General features: G+C 62.8%; 19 protein-coding genes. 9 read left to right on the forward strand and 10 right to left on the reverse strand.

What is annotated here, in order from left to right:
• The first annotated feature begins 88 nt into the window (after nucleotides 1-88).
• Nucleotides 89-484 carry a helix-turn-helix domain-containing protein gene (locus AC1VWL_RS03020; protein ID WP_481614627.1) on the forward strand — a complete coding sequence of 132 codons (396 nt, stop codon included), beginning with the start codon at nucleotides 89-91 and terminating at the stop codon, nucleotides 482-484.
• Between the two features lie 212 nt (nucleotides 485-696).
• Here the strand turns inward: AC1VWL_RS03020 and gpmA are convergent, their stop codons facing one another.
• Nucleotides 697-1,446: a 2,3-diphosphoglycerate-dependent phosphoglycerate mutase gene (gene gpmA / locus AC1VWL_RS03025; protein WP_482985704.1), complete on the reverse strand. Its 750-nt coding sequence runs from the start codon at nucleotides 1,444-1,446 to the stop codon at nucleotides 697-699.
• Between the two features lie 392 nt (nucleotides 1,447-1,838).
• Between gpmA and AC1VWL_RS03030 the strand changes: the two genes are divergently transcribed.
• The 3 genes from AC1VWL_RS03030 to AC1VWL_RS03040 all read left to right on the forward strand — a co-directional run bounded on the left by AC1VWL_RS03030 (nucleotide 1,839) and on the right by AC1VWL_RS03040 (nucleotide 4,324).
• Nucleotides 1,839-2,699 (forward strand): pirin family protein, encoded by an 861-nt coding sequence (locus tag AC1VWL_RS03030; RefSeq protein ID WP_482985705.1) that lies wholly within the window; start codon nucleotides 1,839-1,841, stop codon nucleotides 2,697-2,699.
• Nucleotides 2,700-2,899: 200 nt separating this feature from the next.
• Complete coding sequence (gene aqpZ, locus AC1VWL_RS03035) at nucleotides 2,900-3,619, forward strand: aquaporin Z (RefSeq protein WP_482985706.1); 720 nt, start codon at nucleotides 2,900-2,902, stop codon at nucleotides 3,617-3,619.
• A gap of 228 nt (nucleotides 3,620-3,847) precedes the next feature.
• Nucleotides 3,848-4,324 carry a hypothetical protein gene (locus AC1VWL_RS03040; protein WP_482985707.1) on the forward strand — a complete coding sequence of 159 codons (477 nt, stop codon included), beginning with the start codon at nucleotides 3,848-3,850 and terminating at the stop codon, nucleotides 4,322-4,324.
• 77 nt (nucleotides 4,325-4,401) lie between these two features.
• On the opposite strand, the gene AC1VWL_RS03045 is transcribed toward AC1VWL_RS03040, so the two are convergent.
• Nucleotides 4,402-5,253: a pirin family protein gene (locus AC1VWL_RS03045; protein WP_482985708.1), complete on the reverse strand. Its 852-nt coding sequence runs from the start codon at nucleotides 5,251-5,253 to the stop codon at nucleotides 4,402-4,404.
• 235 nt (nucleotides 5,254-5,488) lie between these two features.
• On the opposite strand from AC1VWL_RS03045, the gene AC1VWL_RS03050 reads away from it, so the two are divergent.
• Both AC1VWL_RS03050 and AC1VWL_RS03055 read left to right on the forward strand, forming a co-directional pair.
• The gene (locus AC1VWL_RS03050) at nucleotides 5,489-7,555 is read left to right on the forward strand and encodes a carbon starvation CstA family protein (RefSeq protein WP_482985709.1); all 2,067 of its coding nucleotides are present in this window, start codon (nucleotides 5,489-5,491) and stop codon (nucleotides 7,553-7,555) included.
• Nucleotides 7,555-7,779 carry a YbdD/YjiX family protein gene (locus AC1VWL_RS03055; protein WP_057626620.1) on the forward strand — a complete coding sequence of 75 codons (225 nt, stop codon included), beginning with the start codon at nucleotides 7,555-7,557 and terminating at the stop codon, nucleotides 7,777-7,779. Before AC1VWL_RS03050 ends, AC1VWL_RS03055 begins: the two co-directional genes overlap by 1 nt.
• A gap of 455 nt (nucleotides 7,780-8,234) precedes the next feature.
• On the opposite strand, the gene AC1VWL_RS03060 is transcribed toward AC1VWL_RS03055, so the two are convergent.
• The 4 genes from AC1VWL_RS03060 to AC1VWL_RS03075 all read right to left on the reverse strand — a co-directional run bounded on the left by AC1VWL_RS03060 (nucleotide 8,235) and on the right by AC1VWL_RS03075 (nucleotide 15,841).
• Nucleotides 8,235-9,485 carry a DUF819 family protein gene (locus tag AC1VWL_RS03060; protein WP_481615404.1) on the reverse strand — a complete coding sequence of 417 codons (1,251 nt, stop codon included), beginning with the start codon at nucleotides 9,483-9,485 and terminating at the stop codon, nucleotides 8,235-8,237.
• A gap of 267 nt (nucleotides 9,486-9,752) precedes the next feature.
• Nucleotides 9,753-11,003: a DUF819 family protein gene (locus AC1VWL_RS03065; RefSeq protein ID WP_481615405.1), complete on the reverse strand. Its 1,251-nt coding sequence runs from the start codon at nucleotides 11,001-11,003 to the stop codon at nucleotides 9,753-9,755.
• 329 nt (nucleotides 11,004-11,332) lie between these two features.
• On the reverse strand, nucleotides 11,333-13,393 hold the full coding sequence (locus AC1VWL_RS03070; RefSeq protein WP_482985710.1) for a S9 family peptidase: 2,061 nt from the start codon (nucleotides 13,391-13,393) through the stop codon (nucleotides 11,333-11,335).
• 456 nt (nucleotides 13,394-13,849) lie between these two features.
• Nucleotides 13,850-15,841, reverse strand: coding sequence for an OPT family oligopeptide transporter (locus tag AC1VWL_RS03075; RefSeq protein ID WP_482985711.1), 1,992 nt, complete (start codon nucleotides 15,839-15,841; stop codon nucleotides 13,850-13,852).
• A gap of 192 nt (nucleotides 15,842-16,033) precedes the next feature.
• Between AC1VWL_RS03075 and AC1VWL_RS03080 the strand changes: the two genes are divergently transcribed.
• Both AC1VWL_RS03080 and AC1VWL_RS03085 read left to right on the forward strand, forming a co-directional pair.
• Nucleotides 16,034-17,185, forward strand: coding sequence for an acetyltransferase domain-containing protein (locus AC1VWL_RS03080; RefSeq protein WP_482985712.1), 1,152 nt, complete (start codon nucleotides 16,034-16,036; stop codon nucleotides 17,183-17,185).
• 58 nt (nucleotides 17,186-17,243) lie between these two features.
• Nucleotides 17,244-19,007, forward strand: a complete 1,764-nt coding sequence (locus AC1VWL_RS03085; RefSeq protein WP_482985713.1) for a peptide MFS transporter — start codon at nucleotides 17,244-17,246, stop codon at nucleotides 19,005-19,007.
• A gap of 273 nt (nucleotides 19,008-19,280) precedes the next feature.
• Here AC1VWL_RS03085 and AC1VWL_RS03090 read toward each other — a convergent pair whose 3' ends face one another.
• The 3 genes from AC1VWL_RS03090 to AC1VWL_RS03100 form a co-directional block, all read right to left on the reverse strand.
• A complete protein-coding gene (locus AC1VWL_RS03090) occupies nucleotides 19,281-21,233 on the reverse strand; it encodes an alpha/beta hydrolase family protein (protein ID WP_482985741.1) in 1,953 nt (650 codons plus the stop codon).
• Nucleotides 21,234-21,469: 236 nt separating this feature from the next.
• Complete coding sequence (locus AC1VWL_RS03095; RefSeq protein ID WP_482985714.1) at nucleotides 21,470-22,447, reverse strand: hypothetical protein; 978 nt, start codon at nucleotides 22,445-22,447, stop codon at nucleotides 21,470-21,472.
• Between the two features lie 254 nt (nucleotides 22,448-22,701).
• Complete coding sequence (locus AC1VWL_RS03100; RefSeq protein ID WP_482985715.1) at nucleotides 22,702-23,259, reverse strand: single-stranded DNA-binding protein; 558 nt, start codon at nucleotides 23,257-23,259, stop codon at nucleotides 22,702-22,704.
• Nucleotides 23,260-23,533: 274 nt separating this feature from the next.
• Between AC1VWL_RS03100 and AC1VWL_RS03105 the strand changes: the two genes are divergently transcribed.
• The gene (locus tag AC1VWL_RS03105; protein WP_481615413.1) at nucleotides 23,534-24,565 is read left to right on the forward strand and encodes a LacI family DNA-binding transcriptional regulator; all 1,032 of its coding nucleotides are present in this window, start codon (nucleotides 23,534-23,536) and stop codon (nucleotides 24,563-24,565) included.
• 161 nt (nucleotides 24,566-24,726) lie between these two features.
• Here AC1VWL_RS03105 and AC1VWL_RS03110 read toward each other — a convergent pair whose 3' ends face one another.
• On the reverse strand, nucleotides 24,727-25,107 hold the full coding sequence (locus AC1VWL_RS03110) for an SseB family protein (RefSeq protein ID WP_481615280.1): 381 nt from the start codon (nucleotides 25,105-25,107) through the stop codon (nucleotides 24,727-24,729).
• Nucleotides 25,108-25,192: the final 85 nt, after the last annotated feature.

The following is a 25,192-nucleotide window of genomic DNA, read 5'->3' on the forward strand; positions in this document are numbered from 1 at the left end:
CGACACACTGCTGTCGACTTACTGTCGTGTTGTCGAACGCAGTTGCCCGGCAGTCTCGCAACTCGGCTAACATCGGCAGGAGTGCAGCATGGAAGATCAAACAGTGAAGATCGACGGAAAGCGGATCAGGCTACTGCGCGAAGCCCGCGGCTGGTCGCAGGAACACCTGGCCAGCATCTGCGGTTTGAGCCCGCGCACGGTGCAACGGCTGGAAACCGAAGGCAATGCTTCGCTTGAATCGCGGATGGCGGTTGCGGCGGCGCTGGAGGTTGCGGCGGGGGATCTGGCTCTTACCCAGGCAGCCAACACCCTGCACGCCAGCAATGCCGCGCCAAGGTCTGCGGGCGTCCGTACCGAGAACCTTGTGTTTGGCCTGGCCTTGCTGGTGCTGGCACTGCTATACGGCGGCTACAACATCGGCAAGGACCTGGCCGTGCGTGACAACGCACGCTGTGACGCCAACCCGATGCAATGCCACCGCTGAAGCAGCGGAGCTGATAGTTGTAGGAGCGGCGTAAGCCGCGAAGCCGGGACATCATCGGATGCCAGCGGTGCTTGCAACTTCAGCATTGCCAGCTTCGCGGCTTACGCCGCTCCTAAAAGCAAACAAAAAGACCGATGCCAGCATGTTGGCATCGGTCTTTGAGTGATTCACCGCTGGAGCAGGCAACAGCGGTGCTGCTTCCAGTGTATCGCTTACTTGGCCTTGCCCTGGTTGGCTACGGCCTCGGCAGCCTTCTTGGCGGCTTCCGGATCGCCCAGGTAACGGAACGACTTGACCGTGAGGTCATCGTTCAATTCGAACAGCAACGGGATGCCGGTCGGGATGTTGAGCTCAAGGATGGCTTCCTTGCTCACGTTGTTGAGGTACTTGTACAGCGCGCGCAGCGAGTTGCCGTGGGCGGTGACCAGCACGGTCTTGCCTTCCTTCAGCTGCGGGGCGATGGCGTCGTGCCAGTACGGCAGCACGCGTTCCAGCGTGGTCGCCAGCGACTCGGTGGCCGGCAGCGCATTGCGGTCCAGACCGGCGTAGCGGCGGTCGTGGATCGGATGGCCCGGATCGGCCAGGTCCATTGGCGGTGGCGGGATGTCGTAGGAACGGCGCCACACCTTGACCTGCTCCTCACCGTGCTTGGCGGCGGTTTCGGCCTTGTCCAGGCCCTGCAGGCCACCGTAATGACGCTCGTTCAAACGCCAGGACTTGTTGACCGGCAGCCAATCCTGACCCAGTTCGGCCAGTGCACCCTGCAAGGTGTGGATGGCACGCTTCAGCACCGAGGTGTGGGCCACGTCGAACTGCAGGCCTTCTTCCTTCATCAGCCGGCCGGCGTTGGCGGCCTCCTGGCGGCCCTGCTCGGTGAGGTCCACGTCCACCCAGCCGGTGAAGCGGTTGTCGAGGTTCCACTGGCTCTGGCCATGGCGCAACAGCACGAGTTTGCGGGTCACTGCGGAGGTCTCCGGATGAGGAAGTAAGACAGCGATTGTAGCCCCTTCACGCTGGCATCCGTTCTTTGTCGGGGGTTTGGGTATGGGAGCGATGTAGTTGCAGGGGAGACTGGTTTTGTTTGTTTGGTGAATGAGCAGGAGCAAGAGCTCACCCCTCCCCAGCCCTCCCCTTGCCTTTGGCAAAGGGAGGGGGCGAAGCAGCAGCCCTGCGCGCAACCGAGCTCTGGCCCCCTCCCTTTCGCGCAGCGAAGGGGAGGGCTGGGGAGGGGTAACGCTTCAAGCTGTCCCACCCTCCCCACCAAAACAACAATCCATTCCCCGCACGACAACCCCCTCTTCGCTTCCACCGTGCCATCCTGCCCCCACATTCAAATACCCCGGAGCAGCCAGCCATGACCACCATCATCAGCCCGCGCGTCCACGACCTTGGTGGCTTCCAGGTACGCCGCGCGGTTCCCTCGCTGCAGGCGCGCAGCGTTGGCTCGTTCGTATTCGTGGACCATATGGGCCCGGCCATCTTCAGCCCCGGCCAAGGCATCGATGTGCGTCCACACCCGCATATCGGCCTGGCCACGGTCACCTTCCTGTGGGCCGGGCAGATCGGCCACCGCGATACCCTGGGGTCGGAGCAGATCATCCGCCCCGGCGACGTCAACTGGATGACCGCCGGCCGTGGCATCGCCCACTCCGAGCGCAGCCCCGGCGAGGCGCGCGAGCACGCGCAGGCCCTGCATGGCATGCAGACCTGGGTGGCGCTGCCCAAGAGCCATGAGGAAACCGACCCCGGCTTCTTCCACTTCTCCGCGGACCAGTTGCCACAGCAGCGCCGCGACGGTGCCTGGCTGCGGGTGATCGCCGGCCGCGCCTACGGAGAGGAATCACCGGTCAAGGTGTTCGCCGACACCTTGAACGTCGCCATCGACCTGGAGCCGGGCGCCGAGATCGACCTGGACAACTCCCATGTAGAGCGCGCGCTCTACATCCTTGAGGGCGACGCCCAGTTGGATGGGGTGGATGTACCTACCCAGCACCTGATCATTCCCGAGCCCGGCGCACACAGCCGTCTGCGCGCCAAGACCCCCGTCAAGGCCATGCTGATGGGGGGCGAACCGCTGGATGGCCCCCGCCACCTGTGGTGGAACTTCGTCTCCAGCTCCAAGGAACGCATCGAGCAGGCCAAGGACGATTGGCAGAACGGTCGCTTCGGCACGATTCCCGGCGATGACAAGGAGTTCATCCCACTGCCCGGCTGATTCTTCTTTTTCAGCATGACCAACGCGGCATCCTCGTGTCGGCCAGCTTCCTTTCTGTAGCCAGCAAGGCGCAAGCCGCGCATAGTGCTAAAGCACTACAGGCAAAAGCGGGAAACAGTTAACGATTTCACTACGCATCTACCCCTCTTCTCCGTTACTTTCCCTACACCCGAATCGGGGAACATAAAAGGAACGACACAATGAGCATGGGAAAGCGTTTGGCCGCCGAGTTCCTCGGCACCTTCTGGTTGGTATTGGGCGGCTGCGGCAGCGCGGTACTGGCTGCGAAGTTCGGCGGTGACGGTAATCCGCTGGGTATTGGCTTTGTTGGGGTTGCGCTTGCCTTCGGTCTGACCGTACTGACCGGTGCCTATGCTTTCGGTCATGTCTCCGGTGCACACTTCAACCCGGCCGTGAGCATCGGCCTGTGGGCCGGCGGCCGCTTCCCGGCCAAGGATCTGCTGCCGTATATCGTGGCGCAGGTACTGGGCGGCATCGTCGCTGCCTTCATCCTGCTGCAGATCGCCCAGGGCAATGCCAGCTTCCTGATCGATGGCAGCCAGGCGGGCGCGTTCGCCAGCAATGGCTACGGCGCGCTGTCTCCCGGCGGCTACACCGTCGCTGCTGCATTCCTGTGCGAAGTGGTGCTGACCGCGGTGTTCCTGGTCGTGATCATGGGCGCTACCCACGGCCGTGCCCCGGCCGGCTTCGCGCCGATCGCCATTGGCCTGGCGTTGACGCTGATCCACCTGATCAGCATTCCGGTCACCAATACTTCGGTCAACCCGGCCCGCTCCACCGCCGTTGCGCTGTTTGCCGGCTCCGGTGCGATCAGCCAACTGTGGCTGTTCTGGGTGGCACCGATCCTGGGTGCGGCCATCGGCGGCATGGCTTACAAGTGGATTGGCAGCGACAAGTAAATCGCAGCACTGGTTTCAAGTGTTACCAGTTGTTCAGAACGGCCCCCTTGCGGGGCCGTTCTCTTTGTCGGAAAGGACACTTTGCAAGTGACGGGGTTTTTGTAATACCGTCGCAACTTGGCTGGCGCGCATGGGGATGCACGTACACAGGGACGGATACCGCCCACCAGCCAGTACCGCCTTCAGAACCATCCACACGACTTCGTCGCGCCGTCAGGCCGATGTTCCATGGGGGAATGCGAAGTGAAGACTGTTCTTGTTTTTTCTGCCGCGCTGGCGCTCGCAGCCAGCACCAACGCTTCCGCCCAGCAGGCAGTGCAATGCCCATCCCTGCCAGCCAGTAGCGGCCTGCATTGGGAGCAACAGACCCAAAGCGATTTCATCGTCTGCAAGGCCACCACCGAAGACGGCCGCGCTGTCCTCAACATGATGCTGAGCGGGCGTGATCCGGGCCTGTCCTTGAACCGCCCGTTGCGCGCGGAAAAAGGCGCGTTCGGCGGCACCGAGATGCATTGGTACAAGCTGGACATGGGCGGCCGCGACCTGCCGGGCCTGGAGTCGCGCCGCATCAGCGTGGTCAAGCTGGACAAGAACCGCTATGCGCAGATCTGGATCGACGCCGCCGACACCACCGAGCTGGGCACCCTGCAGAACCTGACCCAGACCTTGAACCTCAATCCGTCTGCTTTGGCTGGCAGCAACTAAGAACCGATTGATTCTGGTCTGTTGTTGCAAGGCACTGGTACCGGTCCCGTCGCATCGCGCACGGGACCGGTCGTCGTTCAGAAGCGGCCTTCCTGATAGTCGACAAAGGCCTGCATCAATTCCTCACGGGTGTTCATCACGAACGGCCCATGCCGTGCCACCGGCTCGCGCAGCGGACGCCCGGCCACCACGATCAAACGCGCGCCCTCGGCACCGGCACGCATGTGCAGCGTGCTGCCACCACCCAGCACCGCCAATTGCTGCAGTTCAATCCCGTGCGACGCCTCGCCCTCGCCCAACGACACGTCACCTTCGAACACATAGGCGAAGGCGTTATGGCCTTCAGGCAAACGGTAACTCCAGGCAGTGCCGGCGCTCAGTTCGATGTCCAGATAAACAGGGTCAGTGGCTGGTTGCTGGATCGGTCCGCTGACCGAGTCCACCGTGCCAGCAATCACTTTCACACCCACGCCTTCGGCCGGCGCCAACTGCGGGATGCGCTCGGGCGCGAACTCCTGATAGCGCGGCGCGCTCATCTTGTCGCGCGCAGGCAGGTTCACCCATAGCTGGAAGCCACGCATGCGGCCGGACTCCTGCTCGGGCATCTCCGAATGCACCAGGCCGCGGCCGGCAGTCATCCACTGAACGCTGCCGGGGGTAAGCAAACCCTCGTTGCCGTGGTTGTCCTTGTGACGCATGCGTCCATCGAGCATGTAGGTCACCGTCTCGAAACCCCGGTGCGGATGGTCGGGAAACCCAGCGATGTAATCCTCGGCCCGCTCGGTGCCGAACTCGTCCAGCATCAGGAACGGGTCCAGCTCCGGCAGCGATGGCGTACCAATGACCCGGGTCAGGCGCACACCGGCACCGTCGGAAGTAGGCATGCCGCGGATGCTGCGCAGCACCCGGGCGGAATCGTTGCTACTCATAAGGAACCTCCTTGGACTTGCGACAGACAATGGACGCCCTTGTCGACCAAACCAATCATCACAGCTGCAACCATTTGTTCCGCAAGGCTACTTCCGGAACACCACGCATCCCCCCAGTCATCTTCAACAAGACACGGACCTAAGACCAAAGTCGCATCCAATTCAGCTGCCATGCACATTGACCCCCGACCTGCATGGGTAGACCCTTGCAGGCATTCCCCTGCGAGGCGACTCGATGAAAGGTTTTTCCAAAGCCGGATGGGCGCTGCTGTCCCTGATAGGCGCGTTCTGTCTAGGCGTCGTGGCGCTACGCCGCGGCGAACACATCAATGCTCTATGGATCGTGGTGGCAGCGGTTTCGCTGTACCTGGTGGCCTTCCGCTACTACGGCCTGTTCATCGCCAACAAGGTGCTGGGGGTTGATCCCACCCGTGCAACGCCGGCGGTCATCAACAACGACGGCCTGGACTATGTGCCCACCAACAAGCACGTCTTGTTCGGCCACCACTTCGCCGCCATTGCCGGCGCCGGCCCACTGGTCGGCCCGGTGCTTGCTGCACAGATGGGCTACCTGCCCGGTACGCTTTGGCTGATAGCCGGCGTGGTGCTGGCAGGCGCGGTGCAGGATTTCATGATCCTGTTCATCTCCACGCGTCGCAACGGCCGCTCACTGGGCGATCTGGTGCGTGAGGAAATGGGCCAGGTGCCTGGCACCATCGCCTTGTTCGGCGTCTTCATGATCATGATCATCATCCTCGCGGTGCTGGCGATGATCGTGGTGAAAGCATTGGAGGGCAGCCCCTGGGGCATGTTCACGGTGATCGCGACAATGCCGATTGCCATGTTCATGGGCATCTACATGCGCTACATCCGCCCGGGCAAGATCGGTGAGATCTCCATCGTTGGCCTGGTGCTGCTCATCGCGGCGATCTGGTACGGCGGCAAGGTTGCCGCTGATCCGGTGATGGGCCCGATGTTCACCTTCACCGGCATCCAGATCACCTGGATGCTGATCGGCTACGGCTTCGTCGCCGCGGTCCTGCCGGTGTGGTTGCTGCTGGCCCCGCGTGACTACCTGTCCACCTTCCTCAAGATCGGCACCATTGTCGGCCTGGCGATCGGTATCCTGATCGTGATGCCGGAGCTGAAGATGCCGGCGCTGACCCAGTTCACCGACGGCACCGGCCCGGTGTGGAAGGGCAGCATGTTCCCGTTCCTGTTCATCACCATTGCCTGTGGTGCGGTATCGGGTTTCCATGCGCTGATCAGCTCGGGCACCACGCCCAAGCTGCTGGCCAATGAAGGCCATGCCGCCTACATCGGCTACGGTGGCATGCTGATGGAATCGTTCGTGGCCATCATGGCCATGGTCGCCGCCTCGATCATCGAGCCGGGCATCTACTTCGCCATGAACAGCCCGGCAGCGATCATCGGCACCGACGTGGTGCACGCCGCCCAGGTCGTCACCAACTGGGGCTTTGCGATCACCCCGGACCAGCTCACCGCAACCGCGGCGGAGATTGGTGAAACCACCATCCTCTCGCGCGCCGGTGGCGCACCCACCCTGGCCGTGGGCATCGCGCAGATCCTGCACGCGGTGCTGCCGGGTGAAGGCATGATGGCGTTCTGGTACCACTTCGCCATCCTGTTCGAAGCCCTGTTCATCCTGACCGCCGTCGATGCCGGTACCCGTTCGGGCCGCTTCATGCTGCAGGACCTGCTCGGCAACTTCGTGCCGGCCCTGCGCCGCACCGACTCGTGGGTGGCCAGCTTCATCGCCACCGGTGGCTGCGTCGCGCTGTGGGGTTACTTCCTGTACCAGGGCGTGACCGATCCGCTCGGCGGCATCAACATGCTGTGGCCGCTGTTCGGCATCGCCAACCAGATGCTGGCCGGCGTGGCGCTGCTGCTGTGCACCGTGGTGCTGTTCAAGATGAAGAAGGACAAGTACGCCTGGGTGCCGCTGGTCCCGGCCATCTGGCTGCTGATCTGCACCACCGCAGCCGGCTTCATCAAGATCTTCTCCGACGTTCCGGCAGTGGGCTTCCTGGCCCAGGCGCACAAGTACCGTGACGCCATTGCCGCCAACGAATTGCTGGCACCGTCGAAGAACTTCGACCAGATGCACCAGGTGATGGTGAACAACTACATCAACACCGGCCTGACCGCGCTGTTCCTGTTCGTGGTGTTCGCGGTGCTGGTGTACTCGATCAAGACCATCGCCGCTGCACGTCGCTCGCCGGTCCGCACCGACAAGGAAACCCCGTACGTGGCACTGAAGCCGCACGAGGTTGATCTGTAATGGGCACCGAGCTGGTCCCCGTCGGCCAGTACCAGACGTTCCGCCGCACCTGGCGGCGTCTGGTGCAGACCGCGCGGCTTTGCTGCGGCGTGCCGGACTACGACAACTATGTCCGGCACATGCGCGAGAAGCATCCCGACCGTGAGGTCATGGATTACAAAACCTTCTTCCGCGAACGTCAGGAAGCCCGCTTCGGCGGCAGGAGCGGCTTCCGCTGCTGCTAAGCACAGCGGAGACAAGCAACGAAGAAAGGCGGCGCCATTGGCGCCGCCTTTTTGCTAGCTGCCCTGTAGTGCCGAGCCATGCTCGGCAGAGGCCTTACCGACAACCCGCCTTGTAGGAGCGGCGTAAGCCGCGAAGCCGAACCATCATGCAATTACAGCAACGGCACCATCTGTAGCTGCAATAGCTTCGCGGCTCACGCCGCTCCCACAAACCGCGGCCTCCGCTGCTGCTGAAGCTGCGGAGACAAACAGCAAGAAAGGGGCCCCATTGGCGCCGCCTTCTTGCTATCTGCCCTGTAGTGCCGAGCCATGCTCGGCCGCGGCGGTTTATACGCCCCAATCTGTCGGAGCGGCGTAAGCCGCGAAGCTGGTGTTGCTGCAGATCACGCCATCATCGCAATCGCATGATTTGTAGGTTTCGCGGCTAACGCCGCTCCCACAACCCAAGCCAAGACTCAGGCGCCAGCCATCCACTTCAGCATCAGGCCAGTCATGTACGCGATCACCGTGCCGGTGGCATAACCCACCGTGCCCAACAGCACGCCCACCGGCGCCAGCGTCGGATGGAATGCAGCTGCCACCACTGGTGCCGATGCCGCCGCACCGATATTGCCCTGCGAGCCAATGGCGAAGAAGAACAGCGGCGTGCGCAGCATCCGGCCAACCACGTACAGCAGGCCGATATGCACGCCCATCCAGATCACACCGAGCAGGAACAACCAGGGGCGATCGGCCAGCGACAGCAGATCCATCTGCATGCCGATGCAGGCAATCAGGAAATACAGGAACAAGGTGCCGATCTTCGATGCGCCCGCCGCTTCCAGGTTGCGTGCACGGGTAAAGCTCAGCAACAGGCCGGCAACGGTGGAAAGCATCACCACCCACACAAACGAAGAGTTCAACGATGCCTTGCTGGCCCAGCTGACATTGGCATCGAACCAAGCGGCCAGCGGCGTCGCCAGAGCATGCGCCAGACCAACAATGCCCAGACCAACGCCGACGATCACCATCAAATCGGTCAGGCTGGGATTACGCGCGCTCTTGGCCTCGTAATCGGCAATGCGCTGCTTCATGTCATCAATGGCCGAGGTATCTGCACCGTTTTTTGCATCAATGATCTGGGAGCGTCCTGCCATCCACAGCAGCATCGCCATCCACAGGCTGGCACAAGCCACGTCCACGACTGCGAACTGACCAAACGTGGTCGCATCGACGTTGAAGGTTTCGCGCATGGCCGCCATGTTGGCGCCGCCACCAATCCAGCTGCCGGCCAACGCCGCCATGCCGGCCCAGGTATCACCGGCCACGGTTTCCGGATGGATGAACTTCATCACCTGGAACGACACCGCCGCACCCAGCACGATGCCGACGGTGCCGGTGACGAACATCACCAGCAACTTGGGGCCGAGCCTGGCAATGCCTTTCAGGTCGATGGAGAGCGTCAGCAGGACCAGCGCCGCCGGCAGCAATACGTCACGAGCGATAGGGTTGTAGAGCTTGGTGCTGTGCCCGTCGATCAAGCCGGTGGTGTTGTAGATGGCGGGTATGAAGTAGCACAGCAGCAATGCCGGCACCCAGGCGAAGACCTTCTTCCAGAACGGGGTTGGGCCGCTGGCCAGCCAGAAGATCAGGGCCAACGTGGCAGCGATCAGGCCGAGGCCGACGATGTCATTGGTGATGAGCGCAGTATTGGGTTCGGTCGGCATAAGGCCTGTTCCTGTCGATCGAAGGGAAATAAAAACGCCACGTTGGTTACGTGGCGTGGGAGGGTGGAGCCTAGCATGGTGGCGGACAGGGGTCTTGTTCAGCGAAAGCAGCGCTGCACGCCTCCCCTCTCCCCAACCCCTCTCCCGGGGGGAGAGGGGCTCAGTGCGCCCCGAGCGCTCGCAATATGTGCAACTGCAGCGGTGAAGCCCCTCTCCCCCCGGGAGAGGGGTTGGGGAGAGGGGAAGGCGCGCAAAGCGCACCGCTTCTCACCCAGCCCCAGCCATGGCCCGCAAGGTAATCCCCACCACGTAGGCCGCACCAGTACCCACGGCATAACCCAAGGTACCCAGCAGCACACCCACCGGCGCCAAGGCCGGATGGAAGGCGGTCGCCAGCACCGGCGCCGAAGCCGGCCCGCCGATATTGCTCTGCGAGGCAATGGCGAAATAGAAGAACGGCACCTTCAGCAGTTTGCCGGCCAGCCACAGCAGCACGATGTGCACGCCGATCCACAGCACGCCCAGCGCGAACAACCACGGTTTCTCCAGCAACGCCAGCAGATCCATCTGCATGCCGATGCAGGCGATCAGGAAGTACAGGAACATCGAGCCCCACTTCGACGCGCCCACGCCTTCCAGCTCGCGCACGCGGGTGAAGCTCAGGCCCAGGCCGATGAAGGTCGCCAGCATCACCACCCACACGAACGGCTTGTCCATGCTCACCGAGCTGGACCAGCTGACGTTTGCGGCGAACCAGTCGGCCAGCGGTGCGGCCAGGCCGTGCGCCAGTGCGACCGCACCGAAGGCCACACCAGCCATCACCATCAGGTCGCCCAGCGCAGGAATGCGCGCATGCTGTGCCTGGTAGCTGGCCACGCGATCACGCAGATCATCCAGCGCGCGTGTATCGGCGCCGCTGCGCTTGTCCATGGCCGGTGCGCGTGAGGCGAAGAAGATCAGCACCGCCATCCACACGTAGCCGACGCCCACATCCACCACCGCGAACTGGCCGAAGGTGGTGGCATCGACTTCGAAGATTTCCTTCATCGCCAGCATGTTGGCACCGCCGCCAATCCAGCTGCCGGCCAGCGCTGCCATGCCCCCCCAGGTTGCTCCCGCTACCGTTTCCGGATGCAGCCAGGCCATTATCTGGAACGCGACCACCGCACCAAGCATGATGCTCAGCACCGCCGCCACATACATCGCCAGCATCTTCCAGCCCAGGCCGAGGATGCCTTTCAGGTCGATGGACAGCGTCAGCAACACCAGCGCCGCGGGCAGGAACACATCGCGCGCGATCGGGTTGTAGAGCTTGGTGGTTTCGCCGTCGATCAGGCCGACGGTGTTGTACACGCCGGGAATGAAATAACACAGCAGCAACGCGGGTACGAAGCTGTAGAACTTCTTCAGCAGCGGATTGCTGCTGCCCGATGTCCAGAAAATAACGCCCAAGGTGGCGGCGATCAGGCCGAACACGATGATGTCATTGCTGATGAGTGCGCCTGTTGCGGCTGCCATCATCGTCTATCCCCTTGCATGCAGTGATTGCGGACAAGCCCCCTTGCCCACGTGAAAGAACCTGCCACTTGCGCAACTTCCTGATGAAGGAAGCTTGGTTCGTGCAGAACGTATGGATCCGGCGACTCCATCGCCCTCACCCCAACCCCTCTCCCGGAGGGAGAGGGGCCATGAGCTTGCAACAATGTCCGCTGACCGCTCCCTTCTCCAACCCTTCCGAGAAAAGGGTCTGCCCCCCCACGAAGGCAGGGGTACCCGAAGGGCGGAAGGGGGCGCTTCTTCGCTCCCAGAAAAAGAAAGGCATGCCAACGCATGCCTTTCTCCCAACATCATTCGCCGATGTGCTGCTTCAACCAGCCATTGACCGTGTCATGCCACTGCACGCTGTTGTGCGGCTTCAGCACCCAGTGGTTCTCGTCCGGGAAGTACAGGAACTTGGACTCGATACCCTGACGCTGCAGTGCGGTGAACGTAGCCAGGCCCTGCTCCACCGGGATGCGGTAATCCAGCTGCCCCTGCACCACCAGCATCGGCTTCTTCCAGTTGGCGACGTGGTTGACCGGGTTGAACTTCTCGTAGTTCTGCGGCACGTCGTACGGCGTACCGCCCTGCTCCCACTCGGTGAACCACAGTTCTTCGGTCGCATAACCCATGGCGCGCTGGTCGAACACACCGTCATGGTTCACCAGGCACTTCCACGGCTCGTTCCAGTTGCCGGCGATCCAGTTGACCATGAAGCCGCCGTAGCTGGCGCCCAGTGCACAGGCCTTGTCGCCGTTGAGGAAGCTGTACTTCTGCTGCGCCGCGGCCCAACCCTTCTGCAGGTCTTCCAGCGGGCGATCACCCCAATGCTGGCTGATCGCATCTGTGAAGGCCTGGCCGTAACCGGTGGAACCGTGGAAATCGATCATCACCACCGCGTAGCCCTGACCGGCATAGGTCTGCGGGTTCCAGCGGTAGCTCCAGCCATTGCCGAAGCTGCCCTGCGGGCCGCCGTGGATCAGGAAGGCCACCGGGTACTTCTTGCCTTCCTGGTAGTTGTGCGGCTTGACCACGTAACCGTGCACGGTCTCATCGTTCCAGCCCTTGAACGAGAACTGCTCGAAGTCACCGAAGTTCACGCCGTCCAGCATTTCGCCGGCACTCTGGGTGATGGCACGCTGCGGTGCGCCGGCAGCGGTGCTGCTGGTGAACACCTGGTCGCCGCTCTTCAGCGAGTTGCGGGTGAAGGCCAGCGCATCACCGGCGATGTCGAAGGAGGAGATGCTGCCCTCGCCCACCAGCTTGGTCAGCTCGCCGCTGGCGATGTTCACTGCGAACAGCGGGTGCTCACCCATGTCCTGCGCAGTGGTGTAGATGGTCTGGCCGTCGGCCGACAAGGTGATGCCATCGGCCGAACGGTCCCACTGCGCGGCGATCTCATTGACCTTGCCGCTGGCCAGGTCCATCGCCATCAGGCCGAAGCGGTCAGCCTCGAAACCCGGACGCTTCATCGCGCGGTAGAACAGGGTCTTGCCGTCGGCGCTGAACACCGGGCCGGCGTCCCACGCGGGGTTGGCAGCGGTCAGGTTGACCGGCGCCTGCTTGCCGGCAGCATCAAGCTTGTACAGATCGAAGTTGGTCGACCACGGTTCCTTGCTGCCCTGCACGCGGATGCTGGCCACCACGGTCTTGCCATCCGGCGACCAGACGAAGTCTTCATTGCCGCCGAACGGCTTGGACGGTGCATCGCCGGCCAGCGTCGCACTGATCGCCGATGCGCCCTTCACCGCCGCTGCGCCTGCTGCCGGCAACGGGGCCACGAACAAGGTGTTGCGGCGGCCGTCGGCCCAGGTATCCCAATGGCGCACGAACATGCTGTCGTAGACCTGGCCACTGCTCTTGTCGGCCTTTTCCTTCTCAAGACGCTTGCTGGTGCAGGCCAGGTCCGAGCCGCAGTCCTGGAACACGCCGCTGCTGAACAGCACGCGGTCGCCCTGCGGCGAGATGCGGTAGCTGTCCACGTCCAGCGCGAAATCGGTGAGCTGGCGCGGCTCGCCGCCAGCCAGCGGCATCACGTACAGCTGCTGGCTGCCGTTCTTGGCGCTGAGGAAGTACACGTTCTGGCCTTCGATGGAGGCCGAATTGACGTTCCAGCCAGCCGGGGTCAGCTGCTTCGGCGGTGCCATGTCGCGGGTGCGCAGGTCACGGATCCACAGGCTGCTGCTGGCCTTGAGGTCGGCATCGACGATGCGCTTGGCGAACACCACCTGCGCACCGTTGGCGCTGAGCAGCGGCGCGGACGCGCGGTCCAGCTTGACCATGTCGCGGACTTCAAAACCGCGCGCACTGGCCAGTGATGGCAAGGCGGCCAACAGGCACAGCGGCAACAGGGCGTGACGAAGCTTCATGGGCAACTCCCAGGCAAAGGCAAACCCCGATGGTAGGCGGCCAGCCCACCCCACTGCAAAGGCTTGAAGTCATGCCCGCACAACCGCCGGAAACAGCAAAGCCGCCCGAAGGCGGCTTCGCTTCTGCCTAAGCCCCTCTCCCGTTTACGGGAGAGGGGTTGGGGTGAGGGCGCGTTGGCTTGAGCGCTTTGGTTTGAGCCCCCTCCCTTTGGCCGCAAGCCAAGGGGAGGGTTGGGGAGGGGTGCTTTGGCTTTGGCTCTAAAGCGCCAAGCCCCCTGCCAAGTCAAAATCAAAAGCTCCCCCCATCCGCCCCTTCGGGGCACCTTCCCCCGCAAGCGGGAGAAAGGACAGCAGCTCCATCCGCCCTTCAGGCACCCCCGCCTTCGCGGGGGCAGGCCCTTTGTTCCCCCGCAGGCGGAAGAAGGAAAGGCCGTGCGATCCGTCGAGTGTCAGCCCTTAGGCCTTCGCCGCCGGCTCGCCCTTCTTGCCGATGCGGTACATCAGCAGGCCAACCAGGAACAGCACGAACAGACCCACCCAGGCCGACACGCTTGCCCAGGTATCGGCAAAGCCGCCCAGCGGCAGTGCCAGCACGTCGCCCTGCCCGCTGACCACGATCGGCACCGCAATGGCGATACCCATCAAGGCCTCACCGGTAATCAGGCCAGCGGCAAACAGCACGCCCGGGCGGTGCACGCGGTCACGGCCTTCTTCGTCGTCGGCACGCAGCTTGTGGAAACGCTCGACCAGGTGGGCCAGCAGGCCGCCCAGGAAGATCGGCACCATCAGTTCCAGCGGCAGGTAGATACCGATGGCGGCAGCCAGCACCGGCACGCGGAAGCGCTTGCCGGTCTTCTTCAGCCATTCGTCGATGGCGATGATCACCGCGCCGACGCCAGCGCCCAAGGCGATCATCGTCCACGGCAGTTCACCACCGAACAGACCACGCGCAACCGAGGCCATCAGGTTGGCCTGCGGTGCTGCCAGCGAGTTCGGGTGCTCGGCGGTCGGTGCGCCGATGCCATAGGCATGGGCGAGCAGGTTCAGCACCGGCGCCATGATCAGGGCGCAGGAGAACGCGCCGATGCCCAGCATCAGCTGCTGCTTCCACGGCGTTGCACCGACCAGATAACCGGCCTTGAGGTCCTGCAGGTTGTCACCGCCAACGGCAGCCGCACAGCAGACCACCGCACCAATCATGATCGCGGCCACCGCACCCAGCGGAGCACCGCCGACGCCGACCGGAATCAGGCCGTCCTTGCCCAGCAGCAGCACCAGCACCACCGAGGCGAACAGGATGGTGGAAATGGTGATGCCCGAGACCGGGTTGTTGGACGAACCAATCAGACCAGCCAGGTAAGCCGACACCGACACGAACAGGAAGCCGGCGACGATCATGATGATGGTCATCGGGATCGACACATGCCACTGGCCGACGATGGCCTGGTACAGGCCCAGCAGCGGCAGGGTGAAGGCGATCAGCGCGATCAGCATCCACTTCATCGGCAGGTCGCGTTCGGTCTCGGCCAGCGCCGGGCCACTGCTCTTGCGGGCAGCGGCGAAACCACTCTTGACGCCATTGAGCAGCGACTTGCGCAGCGAGAACAGGGTCCAGACGCCGCCGATCAACATGGCGCCGACGCCCAGGTAACGGATCTGCGAACCCCAGATGGCGAAGGCTGCTTCGGCCGAGCCGGCATTGGCCAGCGAGGCCGCCAGGTCCGGGTTGCCGCCCAGGAAGAACGCCTGGTACAGCGGAATGGCGATGTGCCAGGACAGGATCGAGCCGGACACCACCACGATGCCGACGTTCAAGCCGACGATGTAGCCCACGCCCAGCAGTGCCGGCGACAGGTTGGTGCCGATGAAGGCGGTGATCTTGGAGCTGCCGACATAGGTCGACTGCGCCCAGGCATCCGGGAAGATGCGCAGGCCCGAGGCCGCTGCCAGCTTCACCAGACCGCCGATGGCAGCCGAGATGCCGAGGATCTTCATGCCCGGGCCCGGGTTTTCACCGGCCTTGAGCACTTCCGCCGCCGCCTTGCCTTCCGGGAAGGGAAGCGGGTCTTCGACGATCATCGAGCGGCGCAGCGGCACCGAGAACAGCACGCCCAGCAGGCCGCCGAGGCCGGCAATGCCCAGCACCCACCAGTACTTGAAGTCCGGCCAGTACCCCATGATCACCAGCGCCGGGATCGTGAAGATCACGCCGGCAGCAATCGACGAGCCGGCCGAGGCGCCGGTCTGGACGATGTTGTTTTCAAGGATGGTGCCGCCACCGAGCAGACGCAGCACGCCCATCGAGACGACGGCGGCCGGAATGGCGGTAGCGATGGTCAAGCCTGCGAACAGGCCCAGGTAAGCATTGGCGGCAGACAGCACCACAGCCAGCACGACGGCAAGAACCACCGCGCGGAATGTGAGCTGCGCAGGCGCAGCGTTGTTCATGGAAAGCCCTTGGATGGCAAAAAAACCTTCGCCACGCTAACGCCCGCTTAACGGCAAGTCCAGCCTGAACGCCACGCCAGCGTTCCGCAGGCCTGCAATTCCACCAATCCGCACGCGTTGCAGGCCATATCGGCAAAGTCGCCCGTGTAGCTACAAAATGTTATGTTATATCTTTCCGTAAGATTTCCCCGCATGCCCCCTGCCCTGACCACACGCTTGGCCTCCATCGACCAGCTGCGCGGCACCGTAATGCTGCTGATGCTGATCGACCATGTCCGCGAGACCTTCTATCTGCAGCATCAGGTCAGCGACCCGATGGACGTGGGCTCGGTCTCGCCTGCCCTGTTCAACTTCCGCCTGCTGGCGCATCTATGCGCCCCGGTGTTCGTGCTGCTCACCGGCCTGTCGGCATGGCTGTATGGTCAACGCCAGCCCGATCCGCGCGGCGCCACCGCAGCCTTCCTGCTCAAGCGCGGCCTGTTCCTTGTGGTGCTGGAGCTGACCCTGGTCAACTTCGCCTGGACCTTCCAGTTCCCGGCTAGCACGCTCTATCTGCAGGTGATCTGGGCCATCGGCCTGAGCATGATCGCGTTGGCCGGCCTGCTGTGGCTGCCGCGCACGCTGCTATTGGCACTGGCGGTGCTCATCATTGCCGGCCACAACCTGCTTGATCCGCTGCAGGCCCAGGGCAACGGCGTGCTGGCGACACTGTGGAAGATCCTGCACCAGCGTGACTGGATCGAACTGGGCAACAGCCTGCGCCTGCGCACCTCGTACCCCCTGCTGCCGTGGATCGGCGTGATTGCCCTGGGCTACGCGCTCGGCCCCTGGTACGCCAGCAACCGCCCGGCGCCGCAGCGCCAGCGCTGGCTGCTGCTCACCGGCGTGGCGATGCTGATCAGCTTCGTGCTGCTGCGTGCCGCCAATGTCTACGGCGACCACTCCTGGCTGCGCTTCAACGATGCCCAGACGACGCTGATGAGCCTGCTCAACGTCACCAAGTACCCACCTTCGCTGCTGTTCCTGCTGCTGACGCTGGGCATCGGCCTGTTGCTGCTGCGCTTGTACGAGCAGCCGCGCATCGCGGCATGGCTGCAGCCATTGGCGTGGATCGGCGCGGCGCCGATGTTCTTCTACCTGCTGCACCTGTACGTGCTGAAGCTGCTGTACCTCGCAGCGATGGCGTATTGGGGCGCAAACCACGCGCCCTACTTCGCAGTCGAATCGGTGCCAGCCTTGCTGTTGATCAGCGTCGTGCTGGCCGTGCTGCTCTACCCCGCCACCCGCGCCTTTGCCCGCTTCAAGGCACGCCGTCGCGACCTGGCCTGGCTGCGTTACCTCTGAACGCGCAGCCCCGGGGCAGCGGTCCTATACTCGGCCGCTGTCCCACCCGGCACCACCGATGACCGCAACTGCCTTGAGCCGCCCCCGCTCCGACGACTTCCTCGGCCATCCCAAGGGCGTCTACGTCTGCTTCTTCACCGAAATGTGGGAGCGCTTCTCCTTCTACGGCATGAAGGCGTTGCTGCTGCTCTATCTCACCAAGTACCACCTGTTCGGCGACAAGGCCGGGCTGGACCTGCTCGGTGCCTACGGTGGCTTGGTCTACTGCATCCCGGTGTTTGGCGGGCTGCTGGCCGACCGCTGGCTGGGCATGCGCAAGGCGGTGGTGTTCGGCGGCATCCTGCTGGTATTGGGGCACATCGGCATGGCCTTCGAGGGGCACGAAGCGCACCGCGTAGCAGGTGAAGTGGTACGCGACGAAGCCGCGTTGTCGATCACCTATCTGTCGCTGGCGCTGATCATCATGGGCGTGGGCTTCCTCAAGCCCAACATCTCCACCATCGTCGGCAAGCTCTACCCGGAAAACGACCCGCGCCGTGACTCGGGCTTCTCCCTGTTCTACGCCGGCATCAACCTCGGCGCCCTGTTCGCCTCGCTGGTCTGCGGCTTCCTTGGCGAAGCCTATGGCTGGAAGTACGGTTTCGGCGCGGCGGGCATCGGCATGCTGGTCGGGCTGGCGATGTTCCTGTGGGGGCAGAAGTACCTGCACGGGCATGCTGAGCCGGCACAACCGGCCACGCTGCGCGAGCGCGTGTTCGGCATGCCGCGCGAATGGCTGATCTACGGCGTTGCCATCGTCGGCATCATTCCGGTTGCGGCGCTGATGTGGGCTGCCGCCAATGGCGCGTTCGCGCTGGGCGGCGAAATCAGCCTCGCATTGATGTTGATGATCGTCGTGCTCGGCGGCGTGCTGCTGTGGTTCGCCTGGTTCACCGGCACGCAGTGCACGCCAGAACAGCGCCAGCAGATGATCGCGCTGATGGTGCTGATCTTCATGGCGCTGGTGTTCTTCACCCTGTACGAGCAGACCTATGGTTCGTGGGTCACCTTCACCGACCGCTTGTTGACCAAGGATCTGGTGCCTTCGCTGGTGATCCGCGAAGGCGCGCCACTGCCCTGGTCCATCGTCTCGCTGCTGCTGGCGCCGCTGGGCTTCGTGGTCGCAGCACGCCTGTCTGATCGCAATCCGGCATCAAATGCACCGCGCCTGCTGTTCGGCATCATCGTCGTGGCCATGCTGGTGATGCTGGTCCGCGACTGCCTGGTGCTGCCGCAGAGCGCCGGTTCACTGACCTATCTGGGTGCGCTGTTCCTGGTGCTGCTTGCACCGGTATTCGCTGCCTTGTGGGCATGGTTGGACAAGCGCCGCCTCGACCCGTCCAAGCCGCTGAAATCCTCGTTCGGCCTGGTGTTCGGCGCCCTGTCCTTCGTGCCCTTGGCCTTGGCCGCGCAGCAGGTGGACGCAACCGGGCAGATGGCCAGCGTGTGGTGGCTGGTGCTGGCCTACCTGATCCTGGAGATTGGCGAAATGTGCCTGTCGCCGGTCGGGCTATCGGCCGTCACCCAGCTGGCGGCACCACGCGTGGTCAGCCTGATGATGGGCACCTGGTTCCTGGCCACGGCATTCTCCGAAACGCTTGCCGCACTGTTCGGCAAGCTGGCCGCCATCGACGTACCCGAAGGCGAAGTGATGAATATCGCCGAGGCAGCTGGCCGCTACGAACACCTGTTCTGGCTGCTGATGTGGATAGGCCTGGGCTGCGCGTTGGTAGCCCTGCTGGCGTCGCCGATGCTGAAGCGGATGATGCACGGCGTGCGCTAACCCCGCGTTTGTAGGAGCGGCATAAGCCGCGAAGCTAGCACCGCTTGCGTGGCAGCAGAACCCGCAACCTGACACAACATCAGCTTCGCGGCTCACGCCGCTCCTACAACCAACCACGCACGTGCCGACGATAAGCTTGTAGGAGCGGCGTCAGCCGCGAAGCTCGCATCGCTTGCCTAACAGCAATACATGCAACCTGACACAGCGTCAGCTTCGCGGTTTACACCACTCCCACAAAAACCCAGGGCCAACGCCCGCAATCCGAACAGGCAACTACTTCGCCTTCTCTCCCCCCAGATGCTGCGACAGAAAACCCAGCAACCTGCCGTAATACTCACGCTGATGCGGCTCGGTATAGAAACCATGCCCCTCGGTGTTGAAGTACAAAGACTCAACCGGCACCCCAGCCTTCTTCAACGCAGCTTCCATCATCCGGGTGTGCTCGATCGGCGCGATCTCATCCTCGCCGCCGGCAGCTAGAAACACCGGCACCTTGATGCGGTCAGCAAAACGGTTCGGCGACGCAGCCGCCAGTGCAGCCTGGTCCTCGCCAACCCAATCCTTGGACCAATTGCCGAGACTGCGCGCGGTGCGTGCATCCGCACGCTGCATCATCGGCAAGTCATAAACGCCAACATAGCCAGCTGCGCAGCGATAGAGCGTGGGCTCCTTTGCTGCCCCCATCAGCGCGGCGTATGCACCATAGCTGGCACCGTAGATGCAAATCTTTGTTGCATCAGCCTGTCCTTCGCGGATCGCCCAGCGTGTCGCATCGGTAAGATCGTCCTGCATCGTTCCGCCCCATTGCTGCGCGCCGACACGCCGGAACTCCCAACCGTAGTTTCCCGACCCGCGATAGTTCACCTGCATCACTGTATAGCCTGCCGCCGCCAACATCTGCGCATCACGGTCGTAGCGCCATTCGTCGAAGATTCCGTATGGCCCGCCATGCGGCATCAACACCATCGGCCGCGGGCCTGTGACACCACGCGGCTTGGTGAGGTAACCGTGGATCTTCAATCCATCGCGTGCAGCAAAACTGAAGGGTTCAACCACGGCCGCTGCGTCCGGGTCGATCCAGCTGCCGCTGGCAACCACGAAACTCAGCTTCTTGGCGGCCGAGTCATACAGGTAGAAATCGCCCGGATTGCTGCCAGACCACACTCTCACCATCGACAACTGGCCGTCTTTGGTACTGGAAGTGATCCGTACCGACTGCCCAGGAAATGCAGCTTCCAGACTGCGGAACAAACGCGCTTCAGGGACACCATCATCGAAAAACACACTGCGGTGGCGCCCATCCATTATCTGCGTACCCACAGGCACGCTCGTGCCGGTACGATAGATAATGGACCACGGGTCTGCTGCCTGATCATGCAGTACGGTGGTGCGGGCATTAGTGACAGGATTCCAAGCCACGATACTGTCTGGTCCCTTGCCATCACCACGCACTTGCAGATAGGCCAATGTGTTATCTGCCGAGAAGCCTAGTGGCACTTCAATCCGGCCATTCGCTTTCTGATCGTTGATCAAGCGCCAGTCGGTGCCTGCCGCATCGCGGTAATACAGCTTGCTGATGTTGTCCAAACCCGAGCCCAGCGCCAGACGCACCTCGCCGGTGTTATCCGTGACAAAGCTGGCGTTGCGCACTGGCACCGTCGCGGCCACCGTACGACGCCCGCTGTTTACATCCAGCCTCTCAGCACGGGTGAATGGTTCCATCGCGCCCAAAGGCCATGTAGACACCACCACGTTCCGGTCATCCGCAGGCAAGCCATCGACCAGAAATGCGGCCACACTCTCCACCTTTTTGGGCTGGATACGGGTACCTGGGCCATTGCCTTGCACGCGGAAACCGACCAGCAACTCCGGCTGTCCGCCATCGGCATTCATGGCATACAACTCGCCGGTCAAACGCGGCTCGTCCAACAGGCCAAACTTCTCGGCGATGCCAATCAGCACGCGTTCGTCGTTTACCCAATCGAAGCTGTTTACATGCATATTGCGCTGTAGGACGAACGCCCCGGTTTTTTTGTTGCCCTCACGGGTAAAAATAACAAGTGCTGTTTTGTCTTCCAGTGGCACGGTGGCTGCGTAGTACTTGCCCGATGGTGACAACTTGATGTCGTTGAAATCATCCTTGCGAATGAATTGCCCCAAATCCACAGCAGCCCAACTATTGGCCGAACAGAAAGACAGCACCAATGCCATCCCCAGCTTCATCATCTGCATCTTGCCCCCCTCGGACGGGCATCCGGCCCGCGATGGGCGATTCTAGCCATCTGGCCCAGGGATTTACCAGACGGAGAATCCGCATATACAACAAGGCAGGAAATCCCCTTCGCAGATTTGGCGAAATGCAACGATCGCAGGGGCGTGCCCTGCACATAAGGTGACTACAGCGCGGAGACTCGGTCTCGGACGGGAATCGCAATTCCAGTCAAACCAAGCCCCTCACCGCTTTATGCCTTATCAGCCACAGCCAGACGATAAGCATCATGCAGCATGCCGACGAAGACCTGCCGCTGCCCCGCATCCAGCACCACCGATTCCCGAAACCGGTCAACAGAGCCAGCCCAATCGTCCAGGGCATCATCGTTGTAGATCGCCTGATACGCATCCCATGCACCCGCGGCTCGCAGGTATAGCGTCTGCGCAAACAGCTCCAGCGACTCCCCATTCGAAAGTTTCAGCGGCCTGCTGGCCTGGGTGTGACTCAGCACCTGCCGCAACACCTGATCGTCATTGAGTTGCGATGCCCATACATGACCACTCAGATGCTGGCGAACGAACTCCAGAATCCCGGCATGATCATCAGCCAGCCCATTGGCGTAGATCTCGTCAGACAACCGCAAATGGCGCCCGTCGAACAGCCACTTGACCACGAGCGTGGCCGCCGGTTTCACCGTGTTATGCACGTTGGCCTGATCGAACTCCTGGTGCCCCATGAACTGGCGATCCTGCACGATGCTCACCTGCATGGTCTCCACCCGCTGCTTCCTGGGGCAGAACCAGAGCTTGAGCTCCACATCGTCACCAAGCGGCTTCTGAAACAGCTGCGTATCGGTATACGTGTCCACGTTCCCATCGAAGAACGTCATGCACTCGTCAAAGCCGGCATCCGGCCCCACGAAACCGTCCCAGAACCCAGTCGGCAACGTGACGTTGCCCTTTGGCTTGCGTGAGAACAGCAACACGGACTGCAGATGGCAGAGCAAGCCACCGCGCGGGCCGTCTACCGGCGGATAGAAACGGGCGTTGATGATGTCGAACCCGAAGTAATACTCTATCTCATGGCGCTTGTCCTTGACGCTCTTGGTGCCCTGATTTGCCGTAACGGACACCGGCGGTTTTCCGATTCCGTGCTGCTCGAACCAATCCACGAGCTGCGGATCGCTACCTTTGGCGCCAACCAGACCTACAAGATCAGAAACATGCATGGAGTCTTCCGTGAGAGATGAACCTGCGCGAATTGTGGCAGACGCAAGGCAGCCGGTGCGCTCATGACAAAAGCACCTCGTTGCCGAAGCCAGGCCGAGCCGAACGCCCCCTGCTTTTTGAATATTTCAGCACGCTGGAAGGCGGTCATGCAGCAAGCCAGAATCCATCGAGTTTTTACATACAAAAAACGAAGAACCCCCGCGAATGCGGGGGTTCTTCAAGACAAAACCTTGAAACTTTGCCAAGCCGCTCCTCAGAACGGAATATCGTCGTCGGCAAAATCGTCCATCGGCGGAGCCGACTGCTGCTGCGGCGGTGCCTGGCGCTGCTGGCGCTGACCGCCGCCGTAGCCACCGCCGCCGCCCTGGTCCTGGTTGCCGTAACCACCCTGGCCGCCGCCCTGTTGCTGACGCGGGGCCGACTGGCGCTGCGGACGATCGCCGCCGTAGCCGCCACCACCGCCGCCGCCGCCTTCACCACGGCCGCCGAGCATCTGCATTTCGTTGGCGACGATATCGGTGGTGTACTTTTCAACACCGTCCTGGCCGGTGTACTTGTCGTAGCGCAGTTCGCCTTCGACGTAGACCGAGCTGCCCTTGCGCAGGTATTCACCGGCGATCTCGCCGAGCTTGCCGAAGAACACCACGCGGTGCCATTCAGTACGCTCCTGCTGGTTGCCGTCACGGTCCTTGCGCACGCTGGTGGTGGCCAGGCTGATGCGGGTGATCGCCATGCCAGCCTGGGTGTACTTGGTGTCCGGGTCGTTGCCGAGGTTGCCGACGAGGATGACTTTATTGATGCCGCGGGCCATAGGTTCCTACTCTTCCGTTGGGGTCCACCCGCCGGATGCGGGCAATAGCCGACGTATTATATCTGTCCGGCGACAGATAGCAGCCAATCCCTGCAGCCCTTGCGGCGTAAGGCTTGCGCTGGCCCCGCCGCGTGTCCGGCGGCCTTTGGCCAGGCCGGATCACCACCCTTCCAGCGCAGGAATCGCCGGCAGACGGCCGATCCCGGACCCGGCCTGCCCCCCTTTCGCCGACCTCATGGCATGATGCCAGACGTCGTTCAGATTGCTGGTCAAGATGGTCATCAAGGGCAAAGCCACCTCTTTGGATATCGCGCACATGGCCGGCGTCTCGCAGCCAACGGTGTCGCGTGCGCTGCGTGGCAGCCCGATGGTCAATGCCGAAACCCGCCAGCGCATTCTCGATATCGCCCGCCAGCTGAACTACAAGGTCGACAAGAACGCCTCCAGCCTGCGCTGCCAGCAATCCGGCACGCTGGCGCTGCTGTTCTTCGAGGACCCCACCAACGATGACTCCTTGATCAATCCGTTCTTCCACTCGATGCTGGGCTCGATCACCCGCGCCTGTGCGCTGAAGGGGCTGGACCTGCTGGTCTCGTTCCAGCAGCTGTCCAGCGACTGGCATGCCGACTTCGAGGACAGCAACAAGGCCGACGGCATCATCCTGCTCGGCTATGGCGACTACCACGAATCAGTGGAGAGGCTGCAGCGGCTGGTGGAGCAAGGCACCCATTTCGTGCGTTGGGGTGCGGCCTTGCCCGGGCAACCTGGCGTATCGATTGGCAGTGACAATTTTCAAGGCGGCTTTGATATCAGTGCGCACCTGCTTGAACAGGGCCGCCAGCGCATCGCATTTCTGGGCCACGCGTCCAGCCACTATCCCGAGTTCGAGGAACGCTACCGCGGCCATGTCGAAGCATTGACGGCCCGCGGTTTGAAGGCAGATCCGTCGCTGCAGCACGATGCCATCACCACCGAAGATTCCGGTCATGCGGCCTGCATCGCCCTGCTCGACAGCGGCAAGGACTTCGATGCGATCTGCGCGGCCAGCGACCTGATCGCCATCGGTGCGTTGCGCGCCCTGCGCGAGCGCGGCGTGCGTGTGCCGCAGGACATTGCGGTCACGGGCTTTGACGATATTCCGCTGGCGGCATCGGTATCGCCGCCGCTGACCACGGTACAGCAGGACACCAAGCAAGCCGGTCAGCTGCTGGTCGACAAGCTGCTGAGCCTGATTGCCGGTGAGCCGGTGGAAGGCCTCACCATTCCGGTGAAGCTGGTAGTGCGGGAATCATCGCTCGGCGTGTGATTCGCGCCGTAGCCCGGGTAAGCGCAGCGCACCCGGGAAATGCAGGAACACGAAGTTTCGTCAGGTTCCATATTCATAGACAAGTCACTTCAGCGACCTGTCGGACGCAAGCCCCGGGTGCGCTGCGCTTACCCGGGCTACGGAGTCTTCGCGTGCTTGGCCTAGCTGAAATCCTTGAGGATTTCGCCCACGCCTGACGGTGATATCTCAAAGCCCAGCGGGGTACCTGGGTTGATCACCACGCCGTAGCCGCCGGGCACGCGGCGCAGCACGTCCAGCATCAGCATGCGGATGTTGTGCGGTGCCTGTTGCTGGTGGAAACCAACCCGCGCCATATCGGTGAACACCGCCACGTGCAGCATGCCCTGCTTGTCGAACAGCAACGGATCGAAGCCACTGCCGTCGGCGGTGACGAGACTGCCGGTGAGCAACACCACCTCGGAGGCGACGAAGGCCTGCATGAAGGCTCGGATCGGCAGTTTGCCGTCCATTGCCGTCTGCAGCAGGGTTTCGATGGGGGTTTGCGGGGGGAGCTGGTTCATACGGTGCCGCCGGGAATGCCTGGGGGCGGATTGTAGCGGGTGGGGCTTTGGGCGTCGCAGAGGCTGAAGGTGAGACAGTAGCGAG

The organism is Stenotrophomonas sp. STEN063 (assembly GCF_056854515.1).

Excerpts from the sequence above, each read along its gene's own strand:
- AC1VWL_RS03065 (WP_481615405.1), bottom strand. The coding sequence starts at position 11,003 with ATGGCAGCCGCAACAGGCGCACTCATCAGCAATGACATCATCGTGTTC.
- AC1VWL_RS03045 (WP_482985708.1), bottom strand. The coding sequence starts at position 5,253 with ATGAGTAGCAACGATTCCGCCCGGGTGCTGCGCAGCATCCGCGGCATG.
- AC1VWL_RS03040 (WP_482985707.1), top strand. The coding sequence starts at position 3,848 with ATGGGGGAATGCGAAGTGAAGACTGTTCTTGTTTTTTCTGCCGCGCTG.
- AC1VWL_RS03030 (WP_482985705.1), top strand. The coding sequence starts at position 1,839 with ATGACCACCATCATCAGCCCGCGCGTCCACGACCTTGGTGGCTTCCAG.
- AC1VWL_RS03055 (WP_057626620.1), top strand. The coding sequence starts at position 7,555 with ATGGGCACCGAGCTGGTCCCCGTCGGCCAGTACCAGACGTTCCGCCGC.
- AC1VWL_RS03050 (WP_482985709.1), top strand. The coding sequence starts at position 5,489 with ATGAAAGGTTTTTCCAAAGCCGGATGGGCGCTGCTGTCCCTGATAGGC.
- AC1VWL_RS03095 (WP_482985714.1), bottom strand. The coding sequence starts at position 22,447 with ATGCATGTTTCTGATCTTGTAGGTCTGGTTGGCGCCAAAGGTAGCGAT.
- AC1VWL_RS03020 (WP_481614627.1), top strand. The coding sequence starts at position 89 with ATGGAAGATCAAACAGTGAAGATCGACGGAAAGCGGATCAGGCTACTG.
- AC1VWL_RS03070 (WP_482985710.1), bottom strand. The coding sequence starts at position 13,393 with ATGAAGCTTCGTCACGCCCTGTTGCCGCTGTGCCTGTTGGCCGCCTTG.
- AC1VWL_RS03110 (WP_481615280.1), bottom strand. The coding sequence starts at position 25,107 with ATGAACCAGCTCCCCCCGCAAACCCCCATCGAAACCCTGCTGCAGACG.
- AC1VWL_RS03060 (WP_481615404.1), bottom strand. The coding sequence starts at position 9,485 with ATGCCGACCGAACCCAATACTGCGCTCATCACCAATGACATCGTCGGC.
- AC1VWL_RS03090 (WP_482985741.1), bottom strand. The coding sequence starts at position 21,233 with ATGATGAAGCTGGGGATGGCATTGGTGCTGTCTTTCTGTTCGGCCAAT.
- AC1VWL_RS03085 (WP_482985713.1), top strand. The coding sequence starts at position 17,244 with ATGACCGCAACTGCCTTGAGCCGCCCCCGCTCCGACGACTTCCTCGGC.
- AC1VWL_RS03105 (WP_481615413.1), top strand. The coding sequence starts at position 23,534 with ATGGTCATCAAGGGCAAAGCCACCTCTTTGGATATCGCGCACATGGCC.
- AC1VWL_RS03100 (WP_482985715.1), bottom strand. The coding sequence starts at position 23,259 with ATGGCCCGCGGCATCAATAAAGTCATCCTCGTCGGCAACCTCGGCAAC.
- AC1VWL_RS03080 (WP_482985712.1), top strand. The coding sequence starts at position 16,034 with ATGCCCCCTGCCCTGACCACACGCTTGGCCTCCATCGACCAGCTGCGC.
- AC1VWL_RS03075 (WP_482985711.1), bottom strand. The coding sequence starts at position 15,841 with ATGAACAACGCTGCGCCTGCGCAGCTCACATTCCGCGCGGTGGTTCTT.
- aqpZ (WP_482985706.1), top strand. The coding sequence starts at position 2,900 with ATGAGCATGGGAAAGCGTTTGGCCGCCGAGTTCCTCGGCACCTTCTGG.